At 55.0% G+C, this 24366-nt stretch carries 24 protein-coding genes; 9 read left to right on the plus strand and 15 right to left on the minus strand.

From position 1 onward, the window contains the following. Positions 1 to 194 precede the first annotated feature (194 nt). The gene (locus BMW84_RS06690; RefSeq protein WP_091065822.1) at positions 195 to 1922 is read left to right on the plus strand and encodes an alpha-amylase family glycosyl hydrolase; all 1728 of its coding nucleotides are present in this window, start codon (positions 195 to 197) and stop codon (positions 1920 to 1922) included. On the opposite strand, the gene BMW84_RS06695 is transcribed toward BMW84_RS06690, so the two are convergent. Then, a complete protein-coding gene (locus tag BMW84_RS06695; protein ID WP_091065825.1) occupies positions 1909 to 2580 on the minus strand; it encodes a hypothetical protein in 672 nt (223 codons plus the stop codon). The genes BMW84_RS06690 and BMW84_RS06695 overlap by 14 nt on opposite strands. Positions 2581 to 2736: 156 nt before the next feature. Here BMW84_RS06695 and BMW84_RS06700 point away from each other — a divergent pair, with 156 nt between their 5' ends. Beyond that, complete coding sequence (locus tag BMW84_RS06700) at positions 2737 to 2976, plus strand: hypothetical protein (RefSeq protein WP_091065828.1); 240 nt, start codon at positions 2737 to 2739, stop codon at positions 2974 to 2976. Positions 2977 to 3021: 45 nt separating this feature from the next. Here the strand turns inward: BMW84_RS06700 and BMW84_RS24710 are convergent, their stop codons facing one another. Further along, a complete protein-coding gene (locus tag BMW84_RS24710; RefSeq protein ID WP_175498617.1) occupies positions 3022 to 3192 on the minus strand; it encodes a hypothetical protein in 171 nt (56 codons plus the stop codon). A 276-nt stretch (positions 3193 to 3468) separates the two neighbouring features. On the opposite strand from BMW84_RS24710, the gene BMW84_RS06705 reads away from it, so the two are divergent. Continuing rightward, positions 3469 to 4095, plus strand: a complete 627-nt coding sequence (locus BMW84_RS06705) for an FMN-dependent NADH-azoreductase (RefSeq protein WP_091065831.1) — start codon at positions 3469 to 3471, stop codon at positions 4093 to 4095. 331 nt (positions 4096 to 4426) lie between these two features. Here BMW84_RS06705 and rsgA read toward each other — a convergent pair whose 3' ends face one another. The 5 genes from rsgA to BMW84_RS06725 all read right to left on the minus strand — a co-directional run bounded on the left by rsgA (position 4427) and on the right by BMW84_RS06725 (position 7941). Then, complete coding sequence (rsgA, locus tag BMW84_RS06710) at positions 4427 to 5515, minus strand: ribosome small subunit-dependent GTPase A (protein WP_091065832.1); 1089 nt, start codon at positions 5513 to 5515, stop codon at positions 4427 to 4429. Then, a complete protein-coding gene (locus tag BMW84_RS24435) occupies positions 5512 to 5739 on the minus strand; it encodes a hypothetical protein (RefSeq protein ID WP_139209593.1) in 228 nt (75 codons plus the stop codon). The genes rsgA and BMW84_RS24435 overlap by 4 nt, the downstream gene beginning before the upstream one ends. Before the next feature lie 258 nt (positions 5740 to 5997). Continuing rightward, positions 5998 to 6669 carry an HAD family hydrolase gene (locus BMW84_RS06715; protein ID WP_091065835.1) on the minus strand — a complete coding sequence of 224 codons (672 nt, stop codon included), beginning with the start codon at positions 6667 to 6669 and terminating at the stop codon, positions 5998 to 6000. Between the two features lie 99 nt (positions 6670 to 6768). After that, complete coding sequence (locus BMW84_RS06720) at positions 6769 to 7224, minus strand: DUF3939 domain-containing protein (protein ID WP_091065838.1); 456 nt, start codon at positions 7222 to 7224, stop codon at positions 6769 to 6771. A gap of 120 nt (positions 7225 to 7344) precedes the next feature. Further along, on the minus strand, positions 7345 to 7941 hold the full coding sequence (locus BMW84_RS06725) for a DUF2087 domain-containing protein (protein ID WP_091065839.1): 597 nt from the start codon (positions 7939 to 7941) through the stop codon (positions 7345 to 7347). A gap of 145 nt (positions 7942 to 8086) precedes the next feature. On the opposite strand from BMW84_RS06725, the gene BMW84_RS06730 reads away from it, so the two are divergent. The 3 genes from BMW84_RS06730 to BMW84_RS06740 all read left to right on the plus strand — a co-directional run bounded on the left by BMW84_RS06730 (position 8087) and on the right by BMW84_RS06740 (position 10161). Next, positions 8087 to 9064 (plus strand): YpdA family putative bacillithiol disulfide reductase, encoded by a 978-nt coding sequence (locus tag BMW84_RS06730; RefSeq protein ID WP_091068137.1) that lies wholly within the window; start codon positions 8087 to 8089, stop codon positions 9062 to 9064. A 31-nt stretch (positions 9065 to 9095) separates the two neighbouring features. Beyond that, a complete protein-coding gene (locus tag BMW84_RS06735; RefSeq protein ID WP_091065841.1) occupies positions 9096 to 9539 on the plus strand; it encodes a DUF441 domain-containing protein in 444 nt (147 codons plus the stop codon). A 106-nt stretch (positions 9540 to 9645) separates the two neighbouring features. Continuing rightward, positions 9646 to 10161 (plus strand): ADP-heptose synthase, encoded by a 516-nt coding sequence (locus tag BMW84_RS06740; protein WP_091065844.1) that lies wholly within the window; start codon positions 9646 to 9648, stop codon positions 10159 to 10161. 118 nt (positions 10162 to 10279) lie between these two features. Here the strand turns inward: BMW84_RS06740 and BMW84_RS06745 are convergent, their stop codons facing one another. Beyond that, positions 10280 to 10597 carry a HesB/YadR/YfhF family protein gene (locus BMW84_RS06745; protein WP_091065846.1) on the minus strand — a complete coding sequence of 106 codons (318 nt, stop codon included), beginning with the start codon at positions 10595 to 10597 and terminating at the stop codon, positions 10280 to 10282. Positions 10598 to 11065: 468 nt separating this feature from the next. Between BMW84_RS06745 and BMW84_RS06750 the strand changes: the two genes are divergently transcribed. Both BMW84_RS06750 and BMW84_RS06755 read left to right on the plus strand, forming a co-directional pair. Further along, positions 11066 to 12811: an ABC transporter ATP-binding protein gene (locus BMW84_RS06750; RefSeq protein ID WP_091065849.1), complete on the plus strand. Its 1746-nt coding sequence runs from the start codon at positions 11066 to 11068 to the stop codon at positions 12809 to 12811. An 11-nt stretch (positions 12812 to 12822) separates the two neighbouring features. Continuing rightward, positions 12823 to 14907: an ABC transporter ATP-binding protein gene (locus tag BMW84_RS06755; RefSeq protein WP_091065852.1), complete on the plus strand. Its 2085-nt coding sequence runs from the start codon at positions 12823 to 12825 to the stop codon at positions 14905 to 14907. A gap of 100 nt (positions 14908 to 15007) precedes the next feature. On the opposite strand, the gene BMW84_RS06760 is transcribed toward BMW84_RS06755, so the two are convergent. From BMW84_RS06760 to BMW84_RS06770, 3 genes are all read right to left on the minus strand, one after another. Beyond that, positions 15008 to 15472, minus strand: a complete 465-nt coding sequence (locus BMW84_RS06760) for a hypothetical protein (RefSeq protein ID WP_091065855.1) — start codon at positions 15470 to 15472, stop codon at positions 15008 to 15010. A 231-nt stretch (positions 15473 to 15703) separates the two neighbouring features. Then, entirely contained in the window at positions 15704 to 16051 is a 348-nt protein-coding gene (locus BMW84_RS06765) for a four-helix bundle copper-binding protein (RefSeq protein ID WP_091065857.1), read from the minus strand. An 83-nt stretch (positions 16052 to 16134) separates the two neighbouring features. Continuing rightward, positions 16135 to 17208, minus strand: coding sequence for a CobW family GTP-binding protein (locus BMW84_RS06770; RefSeq protein WP_091065861.1), 1074 nt, complete (start codon positions 17206 to 17208; stop codon positions 16135 to 16137). Between the two features lie 151 nt (positions 17209 to 17359). On the opposite strand from BMW84_RS06770, the gene BMW84_RS06775 reads away from it, so the two are divergent. Continuing rightward, complete coding sequence (locus BMW84_RS06775; RefSeq protein WP_091068139.1) at positions 17360 to 17884, plus strand: MogA/MoaB family molybdenum cofactor biosynthesis protein; 525 nt, start codon at positions 17360 to 17362, stop codon at positions 17882 to 17884. Between the two features lie 69 nt (positions 17885 to 17953). Here BMW84_RS06775 and BMW84_RS06780 read toward each other — a convergent pair whose 3' ends face one another. The 4 genes from BMW84_RS06780 to BMW84_RS06795 form a co-directional block, all read right to left on the minus strand. After that, positions 17954 to 19150 carry an MFS transporter gene (locus BMW84_RS06780; protein WP_091065863.1) on the minus strand — a complete coding sequence of 399 codons (1197 nt, stop codon included), beginning with the start codon at positions 19148 to 19150 and terminating at the stop codon, positions 17954 to 17956. Positions 19151 to 19164: 14 nt separating this feature from the next. Beyond that, positions 19165 to 20190, minus strand: coding sequence for an ROK family transcriptional regulator (locus BMW84_RS06785; protein ID WP_091065866.1), 1026 nt, complete (start codon positions 20188 to 20190; stop codon positions 19165 to 19167). A 506-nt stretch (positions 20191 to 20696) separates the two neighbouring features. Beyond that, the gene (locus BMW84_RS06790; protein WP_091065867.1) at positions 20697 to 23003 is read right to left on the minus strand and encodes a thiamine pyrophosphate-dependent enzyme; all 2307 of its coding nucleotides are present in this window, start codon (positions 23001 to 23003) and stop codon (positions 20697 to 20699) included. A 28-nt stretch (positions 23004 to 23031) separates the two neighbouring features. Further along, positions 23032 to 24042 (minus strand): 2-oxoacid:acceptor oxidoreductase family protein, encoded by a 1011-nt coding sequence (locus BMW84_RS06795; protein ID WP_091065870.1) that lies wholly within the window; start codon positions 24040 to 24042, stop codon positions 23032 to 23034. Positions 24043 to 24366: the final 324 nt, after the last annotated feature.

Consider the following 24366-nt stretch of genomic DNA (forward strand, 5'->3'; position numbering starts at 1 on the left):
AAACCGGTGTAAACGGAAGCATTCAGTAGATTGATATTACCAGAACTGCATAAATCATTGGATTTGACCAAATGAGCACCATAATGCGTTGTGCAAACGTTTTACCAAAGCGCGATAATCCACTAAGATAACAATAAAGCGCTTACCAAGTAGCTAAAGAAAACAACCACTTCATAAAGCGGAGGAATGGTTCCATGAATGCAAAACGATTACATACGGCCCGCCGGCTATCGCGTGCGATGCTGGCCGCAGGTCTGACGGCAGCGGTGCTTGCCGGCTGCTCCGGCGGCAAAGACGGCGACGCCGCGCCGTCAGCATCCCCGGCAGCGAATCAAAACGCCGAGACATCAGCGACAGCATCCCCGGCACCGCCGCCCACCGGCGGGACGCAGACGGCCCAAAGCGCCGGCGCCGCCCAAGAGCAGCATGGCAATGTTTATTATGAAATTTTCGTCCGTTCCTTCAATGATTCGGATGGCGACGGCATCGGCGATCTGCGCGGCGTTACGGAGAAACTCGATTATTTGAACGACGGCAACCCGGCCACAACCGACGATCTGGGCGTCGAAGGAATCTGGCTGATGCCGGTTAACCCCTCGCCTAGTTATCACGGCTACGATGTGACGGACTACCGCAGCATCAATCCGGATTACGGCACCCTGGAAGATATGCAGGAGCTGATCAATGAAGCGCATAAACGCGGCATCAAGGTGATTATGGATCTTGTCGTCAACCACACTTCCAAAGCGCATCCGTGGTTTATCGATTCGGCTAAAAATCCGCAAGGCGAGCACCGGGACTGGTACATCTGGGCCGAGGACCAGAACCGGGCCCTAAGCGGAACCAGCGCCGCCGGCAGCGGCAGCCCGTGGCATTCCCTGCTCGGCAGCCATTATATGGGCATTTTCTGGGACGGCATGCCGGATCTCAACTTCGACAATCCGGATGTCCGCGCGGAAATGAAGGATATCGGCAAATTCTGGCTGAAACAAGGCCTTGACGGCTTCCGCCTGGATGCGGCGAAGCATATTTACGAGGATCTGCTGACGGACAAAAGCACCGAGACCACTACGAAAAACGTAACCTGGTGGCAGGAATTCCGTACAGCGATGAATGAGGTCAATCCGCAGGCGTATATCGTAGGCGAAGTGTGGGAGAATTCGGCCGTTTCCGTCGGCGCCTATCTCGATCATGCGTTTAATTCGGGGTTCAACTTCGGGCTGGCCGAATCGCTGGTGAATTCCGCGAAGACGGAAAAAGACAGCGGCGTTGCGTTCACGCTGGAGCGCACATACAAGCTGTATTCGCAGGTCTCCGGCGGCAGCTTCTCGGATGCCATCTTCCTAACCAACCATGACCAGAACCGCGTCATGAGCCAGCTGGAGGACAATCCCGACCATGCCGCCATGGCTGCGGCGATGCTGCTGACGCTGCCTGGCAATCCGTTCATCTACTATGGCGAAGAGATCGGGATGCTGGGCGTAAAGCCGGATGAAGGCATCCGCGAGCCGATGCGCTGGAGCGCAGACGCCAAAGCTGCCGGCCAGACGGCCTGGGAAGCGGATACCAACAACAAAAATAATGCCTCGGCAAACGTAGATAGCCAATTAAAGGATTCTGGCTCGTTATTGTCCAGGTACCGCGAGCTGATCGCCTTGCGCGCCGGCTTGCCCGCGCTAAAAGACGGCGGAATCAAAGACTACGCGTCCGGCAACGCAGGCGTCATGTCCTACGAGCGGATGACTGCGGATAGCAAAGCGCTGGTGGTGCATAATTTGACCGGTACGGCGCAGACGGTCATGCTGCATGCCGGCGGCGACGGCTCCATGTACACCAAGCTGCTTGAGTCCGTACCATCCGGTGCAAAACTTGCAGGCACCAGCCTCACGTTGCCGCCGTACACCACGGCTATTCTGCAGTAAGCACCGGGGTATGGAAAGCGGTCCACGCATATAAAGCGGCGCACACATGCGGCTTCTCGGCAGGAATAGCGATCATCCAATCCTCCGCCGGGTTGCCGCTGATGCGCAGCAGCCAGCCGCCATTGCCGTTCTCGATATACGAAGCCCGGCTTGGCTCCCAGCCATTTTCTCCATAGCCGTAAAAATGCAGTTCGCCTCTGCAAGTCTGATATTTCAGCGCATTGGCCAAGTGGGCGGAGCTGACCAGATCGCCCGTTTCCGCACGCAGCTGCTCGGCCAGATATAGAAGCGTATGCTTGTGTGCGGCCGCTTCGAGCTCGGCAAAGCGGACTCTTGACAACAGCAGGCCTGCACCCGACGGCTTCGCCGGCACGGCATCTTCCTTACAGCCAAACAGCGTATAACAAGCCCGCTTCACCGCTGCGGGATCTTTTAGTGTATATGTATACGGGTCAGAATCCAGCAGGCTGACAAGCCGCACATAATCCGTATGGATTTGCAGGCAAATATCGGTATGCTCATTTCCTTCGCTGAATTTCAGCCGGCAGACGCGTTCGGCGTCCTCTGCAAGCCCAAGTTCGGCGAAACGCTTCGCACCGCTCCCCGCAGACTCCGGAAACAGTAATTGGGCCAGAGAAGGCCCGATTCTCTTTTTCACATGCGTTCCTTTCCCGCATTCCGCCGAGGGCGAAACCGACCGGCTATTTTACGCGGCTCTCTTAATCTTTATGTTATTATAAGCTAATTTTAAGGTAAAATTAAGAAATGGAGGGTATGATGAGTAACATGAATTACTTGTAGCGAGGTGATTTCAATGAGAATGCTCATTACGTTTCAGAACAAGCTTGTACCCGTGTACTTTACGACAGAAAATAAGCAACCTACGCAAAAGGTACTCCGACTCCTGAACAATACGCTGGATCTTAAAATCCAGAAGGGCAAAAGCGCCTTGCAAAAATGCCTCAATTCTCTGATCAGCATTGAAATCAAAGGTTCGGAAGCTATTTTGCACAGCTATAGCGAAAACGATACATTGGCGTTATCCCTCTATTAAACGGAGGGATATTTTTTTGCCCCTGGAAGTTGGCGAGACCTGGGATTAACTGATCCGGTAGTTTTTGTTCGCTTCCTTCTCCGCTTTTTGAATCCGCAGCTTGAACAGCTTCAGCAGATTAATGCGCGTCCGCTCTTCTTGACAGTCGTCCAATTTCTTAATAATAAACCGGTCAATGGACATGCCAATCGCTCCTTTTTTGAGTGAGGAAATCATTTCCTTCCTCCTTGGTACCACCTATATAACCGGGTCCATTCCCGTTTAAACGAATGCCAAATCCTGCCCGAATGATGGCAAAAAGCCCGTCATCACTACATCTTGAGACAAGCCCGAAAATCCTGCCCGGAAAATTGGACATGTGGTAGCCATGCAATTTCAAGCGTTTTTCTGTCGGTAAAACATTTATTTTCATCGACACTCATTTACAAACAAAAAACTAAGTGCTATATTATTTATAGTTAGTAAACAATATATACTTAAGGAGAAATCATAATGTCGAACGTACTTTTTGTAAAAGCCAATAACCGCCCAGCTGAGCAAGCGGTCAGCGTGCAGCTGTATAACGAATTCCTGAAAAGCTACAAGGAAACCCATCCGGAAGATACCATTACCGAGCTTGACCTGTTTGCCGAACAGCTTCCTTATTATGACAACACTTTGATTACCGGCGTATACAAAGCCAACCAAGGCTTCGAAGCTACACCGGAAGAAGCTGCCGGCGCAGCGCTGGTCCGCAAATATCTGGATCAATTCGTAGCTGCGGACAAAGTGGTGTTCGGGTTCCCGTTGTGGAACATGACCGTTCCTGCGGTTCTGCACACCTATATTGACTACCTGAACCAAGCCGGTACTTCCTTCAAATACACCGCTGAGGGTCCGGTTGGCCTGTTGACCGGCAAAAAAGCCGCGATCCTGAACGCACGCGGCGGCGTTTATTCCGAAGGTCCTGCGGCAGCTGCCGAAATGGCCGTTAACTTCATCCAAGGCAACCTGAACTTCTGGGGCTTCCAGGAGACCGTTCAAGTTATCATCGAAGGCCATAACCAAAATCCGCAACAAGCCCAAGAAATTATCGCTAACGGTCTGGAGCTGGCCAAGAAAGCTGCCGCTTCGTTCTAAACCGTCCGCGTTAAAAGTCCGGTGAAGAGCCGTACCCGGCCACGCACGAACTGATTTTGCCTGGCATTCTACTTTCCATAACATCTTTTCCGGACTTTTATTTATATAAAGCGCAACGGCGGCTTCTCGCACAAGCCGCCAGCGCAGCAAAAAGGACGTTCCCTCGCCGGCTTCGGCAGCGGAACGTCCTTTTTTTGCAATATATTTGTATCTGAGGTATCTAATCCAATGCGAAGCTAATCCACACTATGTTGGGCTGCTTGTCGGGGCCCCGTAAAGTACCTGAATCGGCTGCGAAGCTGCTCTCTCTCTTCACTTTGCGGGGATTTTTTTAGTATTCGTCCAGCTCGCGGTGCCAGCCGGACGCGCGCGGCTTGGCCGCGACGCTTCTGGAAGCGGCTGCCGCCTTGCGCTTCTGTTTCGCTTCTTTGCTGTTCTGGTAGCGCAGCTCCTTCTGTGTTTTGCGGTAGTTGAGCAGCCGCTTTTCTTCCAGTTCGCCATTCCTCACGGCGGCCAGTACGGCACAGCCTTCCTCCTGCTCATGCCGGCAGTCGGCGAACCGGCACTCGGCGGCCAGGCTGCCGATGTCGCGGAAGGTCAGCTCCAGGCCGCTGTCATCGTCCCAGAGCTGGAGCTCCCGCATTCCCGGGGTATCGATGACGATTCCCCCTTCCGGCAGCGCAAACAGCTCCCGGTGCGTGGTGGTATGCCGGCCCCGGCTGTCGTCCTCGCGCACCTCCTGCGTCAGCTGCAGCTGTTCCCCGCTCAGCCAGTTGACCATCGTCGATTTACCGCAGCCCGACGATCCCGTCAGGGCTACCGTCTTGCCGTGGCCGATGTACGGCAGCAGCTGCTCCCGGCCTTCGCCCCTCAGCGCGCTGACCGCAAACACCGGAACGCCAGGCGCGGCCTGCTCCATCTCGGCGATTTTTTGCGGTGCGTCCTGGCATAAATCCGCTTTGGTCAGCAGGATGACCGGGTTCGCGCCGCTGTTCCACGCCATGATCAGATAACGTTCCATCCGGCGCACGTTAAAGTCGCCGTTCAAGGCGCAGACCAGGAACAACGTGTCCACATTGGCGGACACGATCTGCTCTTCCTGGGTTTTTCCCGCCACTTTGCGGGAAATCACGCTGCGGCGCGGCAGCACGCCATGGATCATGCCATGTTCGCCGCCGTCCTGCATCGACAGCTGTACCCAGTCGCCGATGGCCGGGTACTCACCGGAATCCGCGAGCGAGTGCCGCAGTTTCCCGGCCAGCTCGCCCCAAGCCTCTCCTTCCGCGGTCATCACGCGGTATTTGCTGCCGAAGTCGCCGACGATGCGGCCCGGCGTCCGTTCCTTTTCCTTGCCGGCGGCCTGCGCCGCCTGCCATTTCATGGCCCAATGTTCATTCCAGCCGTATTGTTCGAGATTCATTTGTTTCCTCCAAAGTTTGTTTTTATCGTTGATAAGCCTTCATCTTGATTTTTCAGCCTTTTCCCTTCGCAGCTTTCGAAAACAGCAAAAAACCGCCGGGAACCTTTGTCCCGGCGGCTGGAAAGATGCGCGAAAATATACCGGGGCATCCATCCCCAGCCTGAAAAATCGCGCAAAAAAGCCGCCGGAACACGATACGGTTCCAGGCGGCTGATAGTAGGCAAATAAAAACTACCCGCTAATACTGCAATGCTTGACTAATCTAGCATGCAGCAGCTGTTTCCGGAAGACGCGTATCGACAACCATTACAATTGCAGCAAAAACAGAGCTATGGACTGTCATAATTACCTCGTCTCCTTTCGGAAATACAGAATTGGGTGTCATACGAAATTTTCTTGAAATACCAGGAAAATCATATAACCGATATCATCATAAAGGGCTTCGCAGCCATCTGTCAACCCCGCGGCCGAAAAAATATAACCTAGATCAAACCCGTCAGCTCATCTAACTCACGGATCGTCTTCCAGGGCGTTACATCCAGCTTGGGGTCCCAGGCATGGTTCCGCTTCAGCCATATCGTTTGCATTCCCGCTTTCGCCGCGCCCCAAATGTCGTTTACGGGATGATCCCCGATAAACAGCGTTTCCGTTGCCGCAGCGCCGAGCCGTTCCAGCGCAAGGCGGTAAATATCCGGATCGGGCTTGCTGATGCCGACCTCACCCGAGATGACAATGTCCGTAAAATACGGACGAATGCCGAGCAGGTCGATTTTTCGATATTGAAGCTCCGTCTTGCCGTTCGTAACAAGGCCCATCGTGTAGCCGCGTCCTCGGCAATAGTCGAGAATCTCCTTGGCGTGCCGCATCGGCGCACCATGGCCGAAATAATTCAAGTCATAATAAGCCCTGATCTGGGCTGCGCTTACTGGCTCGTTCCAAGGCAGCACCTCGCTCAGCTCGGCAAAATAACCGTCTTTGTCCCGGTAGCCGTCCGCGTCGCGCACGATCATCTCTTCCAGAGCTTGCTCAGCCGCTTCCTGCGGCAAATGGCTCAATAACTCTTTTACAAATTGGCTGGCAAAGCTGCGGAACGTCGCATCCCGGTCCATCAGCGTATTGTCCAGGTCAAACAACAGACAACGTGTTTCATTCATTGCAGGCCTCTCCTTGTACATTCGGGTCCATTGACCGCAAAATCAATTAAACCCCATTGTACTATGCGCGGCCCGTGAAAAGGAAGACCTCTTGGTTGCTCAGTTAAAATGCTCCGGCCGATGCGTCAGCATCATTTCCTCCTCCGTGATATACAGCGGGAATGGAGGCGTCTCCTTCAAATAACGTTCGGTGGCGAGCAGCCGGTAATGCACCTCGGGCAGCCAAGCATCTTCGATGAGCGGAAGCTTTCCGGTATCGTTTACATAATTGTCTACCGCCGACTGAACCAGATCCAGATAATACGGAACCAGCTTGTCGGCTTCTTCGAAAATTTCAAACGTTTCACGCGACATATAGAACTTCTGTTCAGGCACGCCGCCAAGATACCGCTTGAGCCGGCTGAGATCGATGCTCTTGTCCTCCCGGATCAATACCGTGCGGGTAATCTTTGCTGGCATATCCTGTTCAAATTGCCGGATCGCCTGCTTGACCTGCTGCAACGTGACCGAAGGAGGAACAGATGAAGCCGCACTTTTGTTTCGCTTGAAAATCATGCTGATAATCTCCTTTCTAGGATATGTCAGATAACGCTTACATTATAATGATATTCCTTTTTTGGACATTTAAACAGCATAAGTAACAATTGTCACAAAAGATTTTGATTTGTTCGACGTTTATTTGACGTTTTCCCAATGTGTCCACATTTCCCGCGGGTTCAGCTCATATTTCCCGTTATCCCGGTACATGAATTGGTGCATAATGAACTCGCGGCGGATGGTCGCAAAGTCTTCATGGAACGTTTTGATGAACTCATTGATTTCTTTCTCCGTATACATCACGCCCTGCTCCAGCTTCTCCACCATATATTCGAGCGCAATCAGCTTTTTCTTATACTGGGCCGGAATCTGCCGCAGCCGCCCGTCTTTGGCGAAAAAGTTGCGCAGCACCGATTCCCGCAGGTTTTTCTCGGCCGATAGTTCTTCCATTTCCTCCACCCCCTTATCGAAGATAAATTTTAGCGATCCTTCCGCGCCGGAACGGATAAATTCGCGGTTCAATGAAAAATAGACCGTGTTCTTCTCCCTGCGCTCATGGATCAGCGAGGCCTCCCGCAGCTTGGCGGCATGATGCGTCACCGTCGGCTGCGATAAATTCAGCTTCTCGGCCAGCGCCTGCCCGTGGACCTCTCCTTTCGAGAGCAGCAGCAGCATACGCATCCGCGTCGGATCGGCCAGCGCTTTATGGTAATTCACGATTTTCTCCAGTTGCATGCGATCATTCCCTTCGCCTTCCTGAATTAGATATATATCTAATTATACATTCGTTTATTTGGATTGCAACCCGGTCATTGGCGCATTTTCGTTTTTTGGGGTACCATTTAGAAGAACTACATAACCTAGGGAGGTCATGAACCGCGTGTTAGACGTCATTATTATCGGAGCAGGACCATGCGGACTGTCCGCCGCCATTGAATGCCGGCGCAAAGGGCTGTCTTGCCTGATCGTCGAAAAACATTTTATCGTTCACTCTATCTTTTTGTATCCGACCGGCATGCAATTTTTCAGTACCGCACAGCTGCTGGAGATCGGCGAAGTGCCTTTCACCTCGCCTTACGACAAACCTTACCGCCACGAGGCGCTGGTCTATTATCGCCGGGCTGCGGAGCAGCATAAGCTGGATATTGCCCCTTACGAGGAAGCGCTGGCCGTCGAGCGGCTGGAAGGCGGCGGCTTCGCCGTTCACACCCGCAACAAACGCGGAGACGAGCTGCGCCGCGAGGCCGCCCATGTCGTTATTGCCACCGGCTATTTCGACCAGCCGAACCTGATCGGCATTCCCGGCGAGGAATTGCCCAAGGTGACACATTATTTTGGCGAAGCCCATCCATATACCGGGATGAAGGTCGCCGTCATCGGCGGCAGCAATTCCGCGGTGGATGCGGCGCTGGAGCTCCTCCGCGTCGGCGCTTCGGTGGACATGGTTTACCGGGGTGCGAGCATTTCGGACAATATCAAGCCATGGGTGCGGCCGATCTTCGAAAGCATGGTTCAGAAGGGTCTCATAACGCTGCATTTGGAATCGCGGGTAACGGAAATTGCCGAAGACAAGGTCATCGTGACCAGTGCTAATGGCGGAGTGCTGGAACTGGATAACGACTTCGTGCTCGCCCTCACCGGCTTCCGCCCCAGCCGCAAGCTGCTGGTCTCGGCGGGCGTGGAGATGGATGACGAAATGGAAAAGCCGAAATTCGATCCCGCCACGATGCAAAGCAACATTCCCGGCCTCTACGTCGCGGGGGTCATCGCCTCCGGCCGTAACGCCAATGAGGTCTTTATCGATACCGGCCGGGGCCACGGCAAATTGATTGCCGAACATATCTGCAGCTCGAAATAACTTGCTTCTCTGCAAAGGAGGTCGCGGCGTCATGGATGTAACTTCATTGCTGCTGCTCGGACTTGCGGCGCTGGGCGTGGTCAGCAGCAACTCCCCGATTACCATCGCCATGGTTTGCCTGCTGCTGCTCCGGGTAACCGGCGTACACCAGGCGTTTCCCTGGCTGGAGAAATACGGCCTGACGGTCGGGATCGTGATTCTGACCATCGGGGTGATGACGCCGGTCGCCAGCGGGAAGCTGTCGCTTCAGACGCTCGGGGCTTCGTTTCTGAACTGGAAGTCGCTGCTTGCCATCGGCGTCGGCATGCTCGTCGCCTATCTCGGCGGCCGCGGGGCGGCATTGATGGGCAGCCAGCCTACCGTCGTCGCCGGCCTGCTCGTCGGAACCGTGCTGGGCGTTGCCTTGTTCAAGGGCGTACCGGTCGGCCCGCTGATCGCCGCCGGCATTCTTTCGCTGCTCATCGGCAGAATGTGAACTGGCGCGGCGCGCCTATGTTGACATTTGCGCCGCGCAGTGTTTTTATATTTTTAAAGTCAAATACTGCCTCGAGCACGGAAGCAAGAAATCCAGGAGGAAAACGATGTCCAGACAATTTGTGACGGAGGCCGTCATGATGGCGATTTACGGCCAGCTTCTCGTCCCGCAAAGCCCTGTTGAATATATAGTTCCGTATACGACGGTCATGGAGTTATACGAGCTGCGGGACAGCAACGAACCGCTGATGAACCGCGAGGAAGACGACCGGCATGTGAAAATGAAGATCCGCGAGATGATCGCCTACTTTGAAGAACCGCTCAATTCCAAAAAAATCAACCGTGCCCTGAACGTGCCTTGGGCGAAAAGCGCCGGCATCCTGCTCGGTGAACGGGCGCAGCTGACGGTGATCAACAGCGTCGATACGGCTGCTTACGGCGAGCAGTTCGATCCGATCGAAACCGAGCTGCTGCTGACTTCGCAGCGGGAGAAGGCGCCGATCCTGACCGACCAGTTCGAGCTGATCCAGCGGATCATCGAGGGCGGCGTTCCGGTGCAAGTCTACGATATCGACGATTTCGATTTTGCCATGGAGGAAGAATCCTTCCGCAGTTCGCACTAATGACGATATTTCCGGAGTCTCAGCAACAACAAAAAAGGGGTCTTCTCTGCGGCCGGAATCCGGTTGCAGGGAAGACCCTTTAATTTCATGCACATCTATTTGGATTGCAACATCCGCGCTATTTCTTCACGCTGTCCGCTTCCTGCGGGCGTTCATAGCCGTATTCGATATCATCCTCGGCATCGGAGTAGGTTATGGTTAGGTTATGCCCGTCCATGTACCATAAATCCTGCTCCTCCATAAAGAACAGTACCCCCTCCTGCTCGGTTTGGGCGCCTGCCGTTACCGGCCGGTCGCCGGCGATCCCGAGCGAAAAGCCGGGGTGAAGCCCCCCGCCGGAGCTGTAACGCGGGAATAAGCGAATCGTGTCGCCGGCCTTCAGCGACAGCTCGCGTTTATACCAGGATGCCGCTTCGGGGCTGATTTTGATCTCCATAATTCTATCCGTCTCCCTTCAGGCTAAACCGTTCTCTGTGATTTCTATCATACTTCTTTTTCGGATTTTGTTCAAAATTTGATTTGACATTTGTTTGGAGCGGATGATAAACTCTGAACATAACGAAGAACCTTCAAGTTATTACCATTACTTTAAAGAAAGGGTGACCCATGGTGATTAAGGTATACGATTATGCAAAGCCTCGCGCCTATGCCGATATCTACATACAACCAAATATCCTGGCAGCCCTTGTGATGGAGACTCCTTGAACGGACGGCGTATACGCGTGACCCCGACCTTTCAATGAACTGGTTTCTTCCATGTTCGGTGCTGCTCCAAGCACCGTGAACATGATAAGCTGCTGTAGATTACAGGCATATCATCCGTTTTTGGGTGGTATGCCTTTTTTGCATGCTGCCAACCCTATGCAAGAATGTTTTTATTTCCATCATGAAAGGAAGGATTTCATTGTTCTCTGTTCTCCGCGACCTCGGCTGGTTCTTCCGCCGGGAAAAAAGGCGCTATGTCATCGGCCTGTTCCTGCTCATTGCAGCAGGCATTCTCGAACTGCTTCCGCCGCGTCTGCTCGGCAACGCCATTGATGAAATTGTTCATGGCACAGTTACAGCCGCATCCCTGTTCAAGTATATCTCGCTCATCCTTCTTTTTCTGCTGACGATCTACTGGATTACGTACATATGGATGCACAAGCTCTTCGGCGGGTCCAACCTCGTCGAGCGCCTGCTGCGCTCGCGTTTCATGAATCATCTCATGACAATGACGCCGTCTTTTTTCGAGCGTAACCGCACAGGCGATTTGATGGCCCGGGCCACCAACGACATCCGCGCCGTCTCCACCACCGTCGGCTTCGGGATGCTGACGCTGGTCGATTCGACCATCTTCCTCTCCGTCGTACTGCTGGCCATGGGTTTTCTCGTCAGCTGGAAGCTTACCCTGGCCGCCATTATTCCGCTCCCGCTGATCGCCATTGCGATGGTGTTCTACGGCAAAGCGATCCATGACCGCTACAGCCTGGCGCAAGACGCCTTCGGCGACATGAACGACCAGGTGCTGGAATCCGTATCCGGCGTCCGCGTGATCCGCGCTTACGTCCAGGAACGGCATGACGAGAAACGTTTTGCCGACATCACGGAAGATGTGTACCGTAAAAATATGGCGGTGGCCAAAGTCGATTCCTTCTTTGAACCGACGATCCGGCTCTGCGTAGGGCTCAGCTATATCATTGCCCTGACCTATGGCATTTATCTGGTATTCCGTAATCAGATCACGCTCGGAGACCTCGTCTCCTTCAATATGTATCTCGGGATGGTCGTCTGGCCCATGTTCGCCATCGGCGAGCTGATCAATCTGATGCAGCGCGGCGGCGCCTCCCTCGAACGGATCGACGAAACGCTGAATGCCAAGCCGGATGTGGCCGATGCGGCCCAGCCGGTAGCCGTTGCCGCGCCGACCTCGATCGAATTGAAGGATGTGACGTTCCGTTATCCTTCTTCTACGGTCGACAATCTGAGCGAGGTCAGCTTGTCGCTGCAGGCCGGACAGACGCTTGGCGTCGTAGGCCGCACCGGGGCTGGCAAATCAACGCTGCTGAAGCAGCTGCTCCATGAATATCCGACCGGCGACGGCGATATTCTGATCTCCGGCGTGCCGATCGAGCAGATTACGCTGGACCAGCTGCACAGCTGGATGGGTTATGTGCCGCAGGAACAAATCCTGTTCTCCAAGACTGTACGCGAGAACATCCAGTTCGGCTATGATGGCGCCAGCGACGAACGCATCATGGATGCGATCTCTGCGGCAGCCTTCCAGAACGACCTTGTCACACTGTCCGACGGACTCGATACGCTGGTCGGCGAACGCGGCGTCTCCCTTTCCGGCGGCCAGAAGCAGCGTGTCTCGATCTCCCGGGCGTTTATCGCGAATCCCGATGTCCTCCTGCTGGATGACGCGCTCTCGGCTGTCGACGCACGGACGGAAGCGCAAATTATCGAGAATATCCGCCGGGAGCGCGCCGGCAAAACAACCATTATCTCCACCCACCGGCTGTCGGCCATCGAGCATGCCGATCTGATCGTCGTCCTCGACGACGGACGGATTACCGAACGCGGCACACATCAGGAGCTGCTGGAGCTGAACGGCTGGTACCGCGAACAATTCGAACGGCAGCAAGTGGAGAATAATCTATCCAACTAGGGGGTGGCAACGTGCCACAGAGTACAGGCAAACGCCTGCTGCAATACGCCTTAACCGCCAAAAAAACCTTTATCGCAGCCCTGCTGCTGCTTACAATCGGCGTCGCCGCCGAGCTTGCCGGCCCGTTCATCGCCAAAACGATGATCGACAATCATATGCTGGCCATTGAAAAACCTTACTTCGAAACCACATCCGCGGACGAGGCGGCGGAGTATCAGGGGCATTATTACAAACGTTCCGACCGTTTCGCTGCGGATGAAGCCAAAGGCCAGGAGGTCCGCCTCCTGCAAGTGGGCAAAAGCTTTTATTTTGTCGACCAGGCCGTAGCAGCCACCGAGGGAGAACGGACCTTTACGGACGGCAGCGTCCATATCCGCAAAGGCGATCAGGAAACGGTCTATCCGGCGGAAAAGCTGGCCACAAATGAATTGTTCGCCTTCTACAAGCCGGAGCTTCCGGGCATCTACCAGCTCGTCGGGCTGTACGCCTTGTTCCTGGTCGTTTCGATCTTCGCCGAATTCGGCAAAACGTACTGGCTGCAGTCATCGGCCAACCAGGTCATCCGCAAGCTGCGTACCGACGTGTACGCGCATATTCAGCGGCTGCCGGTGTATTTCTTCGATAACCTGCCCGCCGGTAAAGTCGTTTCGCGCGTCACCAACGATACCGAGGCCATCAAGGACCTGTTCATCGCCGTGCTCGCCAACTTCAGCTCGGGGATCATCAACGTGCTTGGCGTCTATGTGGCGCTCTTCCTGCTCGACGTCCGGCTCGGACTGGTCAGCTTGTTCATTATTCCGGTGATCGTGCTCTGGATCGTGCTGTACCGCCGGATCGCTACCAAATACAATACGATTCTCCGTTCGCGGATCAGCGAAATCAACGCGATTATCAATGAATCCATCCAAGGGATGTCGATCATCCGCATTTTCCGCCGCCAAAAGCAGAGCAAAGCGGAGTTCGAGCATCTCAACGACGACTATCTAAAATACCAGAACAAGATGCTGAACCTGAACGCGCTGACCTCCCACAACCTGGTCGGAGTGCTGCGGAACCTCTCCTTCGCGATGGTGCTGTGGTATTTCGGCTTCGGCAGCCTGGGCGGCTCGACCTTTGTCTCGCTCGGCGTGCTGTACGCCTTCGTCGACGTGCTCGGCCGGATTTTCCACCCGATCAACGGGATGGTCAACCAGCTCGCCAACCTCGATACCTCGATGGTATCGGCCGGACGCCTGTTCAAGCTGATGGACGAACCGGGGGAACCGGTCACGGATGGCTCGATGCCGCGTTACAAAGGCAATGTAGTGTTCAAGGACGTATCTTTTGCTTATAAAAAAGACTTCGTCCTGAAAAACATCTCCTTTGAAGCGCGTCCAGGCGAAACCGTCGCCCTCGTCGGCCACACCGGTTCGGGTAAAAGCTCGATCATTAACCTGCTCTTCCGGTTCTACGATCCGCAGAAGGGCAGCATTACGATCGACGGCCAGGAAGTCACCTCCTTGCCGAAGCAGTGGCTGCGCAGCCATATGGGCATCGTGCTGCAGGACCCGTACCTCTTTACGGGGACCATCGCCTCCAACGTCAGCCTCGGGGATGAACGCATCTCCCGCGAACGCGTAGAGCGCGCGCTCCGCGAAGTCGGCGCCGACAAGCTGCTGGCCCATCTGCCGCAAGGCTTCGACGAGCCGGTTGTCGAGAAGGGCAGTACCTTGTCGGCCGGTCAACGTCAGCTGATCTCGTTTGCCCGGGCGCTGTCTTTTGACCCGGCGATCCTGATTCTCGATGAAGCAACCTCCAACATCGATACCGAAACGGAGAGCATCATCCAGGAGGCGCTCGAGGTGCTGAAAAAGGGCCGTACGACCTTCATCATCGCCCACCGGCTCTCCACCATCCGCAGCGCCGACCAGATTCTCGTGCTGCACCGCGGCGAGATCGTCGAGCGAGGCAGCCACGACGAGTTGATGGCGCTGGGCGGACGTTACTACCGGATGTACCAGCTCCAGCTCGGCGCAGGCGCAAGTCCGGAAGCAGCGGCTCCGCAGCCATCATCCGGAGCCGGCAGCGTTTTGCAGCCGGCGGTCAGACCTCAATAATTGAAGCAAAAGAGCCCCGCCGTGGGTTAACGGCGGGGCTCTTTTGTTACAGTATGGTTCGCAAAACCTCTAAGCCCCGTAATAGAGCGCGGTATACCGCTTACTGCTCCATCCGTTCCTCCAGCTCCAGCTTGGCGTAAAGCTCGTTGCAATACGCCTGCAGACGCAGCTCCAGCCTGGCGGCTTTATTCTTGAAGCGCTTCAGCTCCCGGATCATGTGCGCGCGCCCGGCCGGTGTGAACGTTTCCTGAATGCGTTTTTTGAAATAGTCATGGACAATATGGTTGCGCTGCTTCCATACGGCCTGCAGCTCCTTCGTCTCCGTTTCGGAGAAGGAAAAATGATGCTGAATCTCCTTGATGAGCTGGCCAAACGAGTTGCCAAGCTTACGCTGATAAAGCTCGGCCAGATCTTCGTCGGTCAGCGTCTGTCCGTTCGACAGCTTGGTGAGCAGCAGAAGATTGGTCAACTGTTGCTCCAGCGCCTGACAATAGTAGACGGCCAATCCGAAATAAGCGAATAACTCTTTGGATTGTTCACTCTCCGGTACTTTAGTATCCTTCATCGTTCCTCCTTGTTGAAGATGCCATCTATGTATAACGGAACCGGGCGGACGTGCCCTCCCGCAATCTGCACCATGCGATAATTCTTTTGATCTCCATCATAACTAATTCGCCGGACAAACCCAAATCTCCTTGGCCAAAAATAAAATAGGACAAAAAACCGGATCCTCTTCGGAAGGCCCGAAGTGAATCCGGCTGTTAATGCGCGGGGGCTGTTGCCCACGCTAGATTGATTATGCGTATACTTCAACCGCACCGCTGACCAAACGGCAAGCCATCGCCGCGTTGCGGCAGGCCTCGATGCACTCCCGGCAATGCGTTTGCGGATGTTTGGCGCTCTCATCGGCGCAGCGTTCGCAAATCTCGGCGCACAGCCGCAAGATATCCACCACGAACGGGCTTTGGCGGGTCATAGCTGAAACGGCGAAAGAACAGATCTCCGCGCACTCGCGGTCCAGCTGAATGCTCTCGCGCAGCGATGCAAGATCATATTCTTTCAGGCTGGCGACATAGCTGTAGTTACAGGCGTTCATAGTCTTAATGCAAGCGTCGATGCACTCCTGATATTGAATTCGGGTCATAGCCTTTAACCTCCTGCGGGTATGAGTATAGGGTATGCCTATGTATTAACCTGCAAGTCCGGGAACGAACCAAAGCGGCCGGGCTACAGGCTTCGTTTGATTTTTCCGGGCAGGGTACGCCCCAGCCCTTCCAATTGCAGCAGCTGGTTGCGGAGCTGGCGGGAGGAAAAATGCTCACCGATGAATACGGCCACATCCGGCACTTCGCCCTGCGGCGTAATTTTCATGAAATCCGCTTCCCGGTAAGCATATTGGAACAGAAACCGGCTGGACGTGTCGCTGAAGCTGACGATCCCTTTTGCCCGGTAAACGTCTCTCGGCAGGTCTTTCACAAACTGCTCAAACTGTACGCTGTCGACCGGATGGGTAAAATAATGCGTATAGGCCATCACGTGGTCATGGGAGGAAGAAAAAGCGTTCCCGCCATGATGGGAATCAGCTGCTGCCGCATCATTCTCCTCCGCTGCTCCGTCTTCTTGCAGGTCTGTGGCTAAGTCCGCCGGCTCCGTTTCTCCGGCCCCCCCTATCTCCGCTCCGGCATGAATGCCTCCAAGGTTGTCCAGCAGCCCGGCTGGCTCAACCTCGCAGCGCACCGATGGAATGATCTCGGCATAAGCATTCCATTTACGCAGCAGCGCGGTCAGCTCCTCCGCCTCTTCCGGGGTTACGCGGTCGGTTTTGTTCAGCAGCAGCACCGACGCGCAGCGGATTTGCTCCTGCATCAGCCGGTATGTCGCCCCCTGCTGGGAACGATACAGCTCCAGCAAATGGGCGGCGTCCACGACGGTGATCAGCCCTTTCAGCTCCAGATGCTGATACAGCGACGTTTCCGTGACGCCGTCGATGATCTCCAGCGGATTCGCCGCCCCTGTCGCTTCGATGACGACGACATCCGGCGACTCTTTTTTCACCAGCGTTGCCAGTTCCGTGCTGAGATCCCCGCGGATCGAGCAGCAAATACAGCCGCCCAGCATCTCCGCCATCGGCACCGACTGCTCCACCAGCAGTCCGTCAAGGTTCACCTCGCCCAGCTCGTTCATCACGACCGCCGGCTTCAGGCCAAGCCCCTTCCAGTGGTCGAGCAGCCGCTGCAGCAGCGTTGTTTTGCCGCTTCCCAGAAACCCCGACAAAATGTATACCGGCAATGCTTGTTTCAACTTCCATCTCTCCCTGCATTTTTCGTTATGGTAGCGAGTGTACTACAACGCAGCCCGGCCCGCAAGAAGCAGCCTTCCTCCGGCGGCTTGTCTTTGGAACGTGCATCGCCTATGATGGGAAAAAGAACGGATATTCTCAGCCAAGGAGTTGATTTGGATGCGATCGGTCGATGAACACCGGCGTGAAGCGCCCTCCACTGTCAAATGTTATATCATTACCGTTTCGGATACCCGGACGATGGACACCGATACCGGCGGGGCCCTGATCCAGCAGCTGCTGGAAGAAGCCGGCTATGAAGTCAGCGGCCGGACGATCGTTAAGGACGATTATGAAGACCTGCGCGAGCTGATTTATAAAAGCTCCCTCCATTCCGGCATCGAAGCCGTGCTCCTGACGGGGGGCACGGGCATTTCGCCCCGGGACACCACATACGAAGCTGTCGCCTCGCTGCTCGACAAAACACTGCCGGGCTTTGGCGAAATTTTCCGCCTGCTCAGCTTTACCGAAGATATCGGCTCCGCCGCGATTCTGAGCCGGGCCATTGCCGGCACGATCGGCAATACCGCTATCTTCTCCATGCCGGGTTCCACTGGCGCGATCAAGCTGGCGATGGAGCGGCTGATCCTGCCGGAGCTTCGCCATGTCATGCGGGAGATTTACAAGCGGGAAGGATAACTGAAGAAAATACGCTAAAAATAACAAATCCCCCAAACCCGCTGATTAGCGGGTTTGGGGGATTGCTGGTTAGGACGCTTTAGAAGCCGCGGAATGCATTAAACGGTTGATTTTTTCCGAACAAAGCACCATCACGAGAACGTAGCCGATCAAAACCGGCGGCACAATCATGAACGTGGTCCGGGCGGCAACCCAGCCGAGCAGCGGCGGAAGAATGGCACTGCCGGTATAGGCCAGGGCCATCTGGTAGCCCATGATTTTCTGCGAATTCGCTTTGCCGAAACGAACCGGCGTCTCATGCAGCATACACGGGAAAATCGGGGCACAGCCAAGGCCGACGAGAATAAAGCCCACAAGCGCGAACATGTCCGGCAGCGGCAAGGCGAGCACCACTCCCCCGAGAAGCGAGATGAGCAGTCCGGCGCGGATCAGCGCCTTGTTGGTGAAGCGGAATGTTACGAACCCGGTGATGAACCGGCCGGCGGTGATGCCGCCGTAATAGAGTGAAACCCAACCGGCAGCGGCGGCGGTGGACATATCTTTGACGTTGACCAGATAACTGCTGCCCCAGAGGCCCAGCGTTGTCTCCACGCCGCAGTAGAACAGAAACGTCAGCAGCGCCAGCTTGACGCCTTTGATCTTCATCACATTGTCTGCCGGAGGAATGAGGGCGGCCGCTTCGGGATGCGCCTCATGCGCAGTCGTCAGCGTGTTCTTCTCCGCCCGCTTCCACAGCGGCAGCGACAGGAACAGCACAACGACCAAAGCGAACTGAATCAGGCTCACCGTCAAAAAGCCTTTGCGCCATGACTCCCCGGCGGAAATAAAGCCGGACATAATGATCGGTCCCGTCATTGCACCGATGCCCCAAAAACAGTGCAGCCAGCTCATATGATGCGCTTTATAATGCGTCGCCACGTAATTGTTCAGGCCGGCATCGATCGAGCCGGCACCAAGGCCGAGCGGCAGCGCCAAGGCGCCGAGCAGGATAAGCGAATGCGTATACGAGAACCCGAGCAGCGAAATCGCTGTAACCGCTACACTGATAAACGTGACCCGTCCAGTCCCCAGCCGCTTCAGCACCGCGGTGCTGGCCAGACTGGAGATGATGGTGCCGACAACGACAATGATGGAGATATAGCCGGCCGCATCGACCGGGGCGCCGAAATCAAGTCGCATGTTCGGCCAGGTAGCCCCCAGCAGCGAGTCCGGCAGTCCTAAACTGATAAATGCCAAATAAATAATAATCAATAATATGGTAGCCATGAAGTCAACCCTGCCTATCCGTCAATTTTTGTCAGCTGCCAATGAGGCTCCAGCTTTGCCAGCGTCAGCTTGATCATTCCTGCGAGATAATCGGCAATAAGATCGGGACTGAGCCGGATTTCCGGCACCGTGCCGTCCGGCAGCCATTCCCCGCAGCGTTTCTCGATTTCCTTAACATGCTCTGCCTGCAAAAAACTCCCGCACAATACGACCTGTTGCGGGTTCAGTACCCCGGCCAGCGAAACGGTCAGCTTCGCGATCGCCTCCGTCAGCGGCTCGAACGAGGCATTCAGCGCTTCTCCCCACGGGATGCCGAGGGGAATGTTGCTGACCTCTCCGGCAAACCCGCGGCTGCCGCGGTACAGTTTCCCGTCCAGGACGATGCCGGCACCCGGCGGAAACCGGTCAGGGAAAAACACATACACAACGGATGCGGAATCTGCATGCGGCAAACGGCTGCAGTAGCCGATGACCGCCGCGTTTACATCGTTTTCGATGATGACCGGCAGTCGGTAGCGCTGCTTGAAATGCTCGGTCACCGGCAGCCCCAGCAGCGCCCGGTAGTCAGAGACGACCATTGCGCCGTTCACTTCCGCCCCCGGCAGGCCGAACCCGATCGCCCGGATGGCAGCGAACCGCTCCAGCATACCGTCGATGACATGCTCAAAGCCTTCGAGATCGACCTGGTCGACATCCACGGCCGTATCCACCAGCCTGCGCCCGGTCTGCGTAACGACATAGGTATGCAGCCGGCTTCTTCCTTCATGTTCCAGCGGGAACAAAATGAGCGCCAGCGCATATTCGTCGTTGTACGCGTACTGCTGCGCCGGTCTGCCGCCCATCGAGGACACCATTCCGGCCTCGCTCACTTCACCTTGTGCTACCAGCTGCTGCAGCACCGTCGCTGCGGTCACGAGACTTAGCCCCGTCGCTTCGGCCAGCTCCCGTTTGGTTGCTTTGCCGCGTTCCTTGAGCGCCTGCCGCACCAGGTTGACATTGATCTCCCGTATGACAATGGCGTTGCCGCCGATTTTATCCATCGTCTTCACCCCATTTCATAATACTTTATAAAAGTGTTTTAATAAATACCTTTTTTAAGAGTGAATGATAGAGATGAGTCGTTTCCTAGTCATCGGCGGCGTTTCCTATGATACCATCATTCAAATGGATGCTTTTCCGCAGCCAGCCTCCGCAAATCTGTACGCCGCTGGCGCCATGTTGAATTCATCTATGAGCGCGATCCGCGCGGAACCGAGCGGCATGTCAATCTGATGGCTCCGGACGGCGGACGGATTTCGATTTAAGCCGAAGTCATCATCGCTGCGTTACCCGATACATAAAGCGCTGCGCGTAGGCACCATCGCCTCCGGCCTGTGCAGTGCTACGCCGGAATTGACCGCTGTGGACCTCAGTTTTCAGAAGGTGAAAGAATACCTGCACATTACGGCGAGGATTTATAGAAAAAAGACCGGCAGCGCGCATGGAGGTTACTCCACGGCGTCTACCGGTCTCTTTATGCCGCCATCGCTGACGGGTGGCTTATTTCTTACAGGTCTGGATGCTCATGTTTAGCTTTGAGGCGGCTCCAGCGGCGTTCCACTTCTTCTTCGAAGCTGTGCAGCGCAGGCTCGTTCTCCGGCTTGAGCAGATGGCGCGTTTTGCCCATCGTCTTCAGCCAGTTGCCCACCGGTACGCGTTTTTCCTTCAGCTCCGGATTATAGGTCAGGTTCGTGATGCCATGCTCCACTTCATACAGCGGGAAGAAGCAGGACTCGACGGCGAGGGAGACGATATTCGTGCCTTCCTTGTCGTCGCTCATCCAGTTCAGCGGGCAGGCGATCAGGATTTTACCGTAGACCAGACCTTCGTTTTGCGCATAATATTGGGCTTTGGCAGCTTTTTTCAGCAGATCCTGCGGATAAGCTTCGCAGCCGGTGAACGCATAAGGAATGTTCGTGGCGGCCATGATTTGCACCGTGTCCTTATGCTGGGTCGATTTCCCTTGTTGGGTTTTGCCGATGCTGGACGTCGAGGTGCGATGTCCGAGCGGCGTGGAATACGATTGTTGGGCACCGGTGTTCATGTAGCCTTCGTTATCGTATTCGACAATGATCATCTTGTGTCCGCGCAGTGCAGCGCCGATGGCCGGTCCCATGCCGATGTCCATGCCGCCGTCGCCGGTAACCATGACGAACGTAAAATCATCTTTCAATCCGAGATGATCCAGCTCGCCGCGGCGTTTGCGCTCCCAGAACATTTCCACGACGCCGGACAGCGTAGCGGCACCGTTCTGGAACAGGTTATGGATGAAGGTCGATTTATGGGCGGAATACGGATACCCGGTCGTCGTTACCATTGCGCAGCCTGTATGATACAAAGCGACGATATCGCCCTCGATGCCGCGGAAGAACAGCTCCAGGCCGGAGAAAATACCGCAGCCCGGGCATGCGCCATGTCCCGGAGACAACCGTCTTGGTTTCTTCATCAGACTGCGTACCGGCGGAACCTTCACGCTCAGCTTGCCAGTCGTTTCGTCTTTGTTGACCGTGATCAGGCCGGTCTTCAGCGATTCGAAGTCCATCGGCTTCAGCAGGCGTTTTGGCGCTTTGTCCGGTTCGCCCGGGTTGTGGCCGTAGTAATCGAACGGAACCTCCACCTTGCCCGCGACAACGGCGTCCATCGCCAGCTGGAAGAAATGATGGCCGTCTTCGGCGTAGAAATCCTTGCCGCCCAGACCGTAAATCCGGCTGATTACCTTAGTCGTGGTATTGCCGTGAGTGAACAATGCGGCTTTGATTTCGTTCACCATGTTGCCGCCATGTCCGCCGACGGAATCGGCGCGGTCACCGACCGTGATGGCTTTGACATTCTTGAGCGCTTCAGCGATTTGCTTTTGCGGGAACGGACGGATCATATTCGGCGAAATCGCGCCGGCTTTGACGCCTTGCAGGCGGAGCTGGTCGACGACGTCCTTGATGATCTCCGAAGCGGAATTCATCAGGAATACGGCCACGTCGGCATCTTCCATCCGGTAGCTTTCGATCAGTGGATAATGGCGGCCGGTCAGTTCGGCGTATTCCTTGGCGATTTCTTCAAATACCTCGCCGGCATTGTACATCGCCACGGATTGCTGATACCGGTTGTTGATATAGTCCGGTTCGTTCATATAAGGGCCGACCGTTACCGGATTGTTACGGTCCAGCGTGTCAGTGAAGCCTGCCGGCGGCTGTTCGCCGACGAACTTTTGCACGTCCGCACGGTTCGCGAAAGCCTGCACACGGCGTTTTTGGTGCGACGTAAAGTAACCGTCGGATGCGACCATGACCGGAAGGCGGACTTTGGCATGCTCGGCCAGCTTCAGCGCCATCAAATTCATATCGTACACCGATTGCGGATCGCGGCACATCAGGATCGGCCAGCCGGTGTTCAGGGCAAAATACAAGTCCGAGTGGTCGCCGTGAATGTTCAGCGGGCCGGAGATCGAACGGCAGATCAGGTTCATGACCATCGGCATCCGCGTACCTGCTTGTACAGGCAATTGCTCGAGCATGAACATGTAGCCCTGCGCGCTTGTTGCGTTGAATACGCGGCCGCCCGCAGTGGAGGCGCCGTAACAGATCCCGGCGGAGCTATGCTCGCCGTCGGAAGGAATCAGCATGATATCATGCTGGCCGTTCGCTTTCATCGTGTCGAGGAACTGCGCAACTTCCGTCGACGGGGAGATCGGGAAATACCCCATGACATGGTAGTTGATCTGGTGCGCGGCATAAGCCGCCATTTCGTTGCCGGATTCATATAGAAATTTCTGCTCCACTTTGGCGGAGCCTAGTTCTTTTTCATAATCGATAGCCACTTATTCATTCCACCTTTCTTCCGGATCGTTACAGCTGGGCGATCAGATCAAATTTATGATGTACCGTATGGCTGTCGGCATAACCTTCCTGCTCCCGGGCACTGTCCAGCGCGGAAGTCGGGCATGCGCCTACGCATTTGAGGCAGCCCTTGCAGTATTGGTAATCGATGCCGAGCAGGAACATTTGCGGACGGCCCTTGCGGTCTACCCGCTCTTCCCATACAAAGCATTGATCCGGACAAACGGTATCGCAGGCTGCACAGTGGATGCAGGCTTCGATGTCATACGTAGGCAGCATTCCCGAGCGGGAAATGCTCAGGTTCTTCAGCATCGTGCTGCCGGCATTGATGATGGTGCCGCCCATGGTTTGCGTTTCGTATCCGAGCGGAGAAATGTCGGAACGGACATATTCCGGCATGCTTTCGCCGGCCGGCAGATCAAAGTGCAAAAACGTAACTTCATTATAGCCGCGTTCGAACGTCGTAATGGCGGATTGAACGGCTTGCGGGTATTTTTTACCGAGCGACTTCTCGATAACGCCCTTCATCGTTTCGGTGTCTAGGAACGGACAGAGCCGGAACAATGCGCCAAGCATCGCCATGTTTACCCGGTTCTTCTCCTTGAGGGCAATGCTGGTCGCATCGATCACAGCGATGGTCCCGGCTTTCAGCTTAAGCAGCTCTTTCAGTTCCTCCGGAGTTTTGGCCGAGTTCACCAGCACGGTGCTGTCCTCGAGAATTCCGCTTGTAACATTGACGGTTTTGGCCAGCGCTTCATGAAAAATGCCGACGACATGCGGATGTTCGACCGGCGACGTATCGCGGATCGGCGTATCCAGGTCGCAGAAACGGATATGCGCCTTAACCGGCGAGCCCTTTTTCTCCGAACCGTAAGACGAGAAGCTGACGCCGCCCAAATTCGCACCGATAACCCCTGCTTCGGCAAGCATCTTTCCGGCAAGGTTTGCGCCGAGACCTCCGATCGATTCGAGACGGATCTCGAAAAATCCAAGGTCATTTACTTTTGGCAGTTGTACCACCGACAGTACCCCTTTCTAGTGTCAAGTAGAATAACATCCTTTTGACTTTTTTGAAAATTGTAACTTGATTTTCGCTGCCGCGAAGTGATAAATCTTTCATTTTCCACGTCCGGGAAATCACATTAATTTATGGATTTCAATTGTATTTTTTATACGCGACAGCACTGCGTTACTTCAATAGAAGATAACCTATCACTAAAATGGCAAATTGTGAATAAATTGTGTAAACCCGCGTGATCGCCGATGGTCCGTGGAAACGAGTTCAACCTTAATTTAGCAATAAAATTAAAAATTAAGATGTTAAATTTATCACATTAAACATGA

The sequence above is a fragment of the Paenibacillus sp. NFR01 genome (assembly GCF_900111565.1).
GTDB lineage: Bacteria > Bacillota > Bacilli > Paenibacillales > Paenibacillaceae > Paenibacillus_AQ.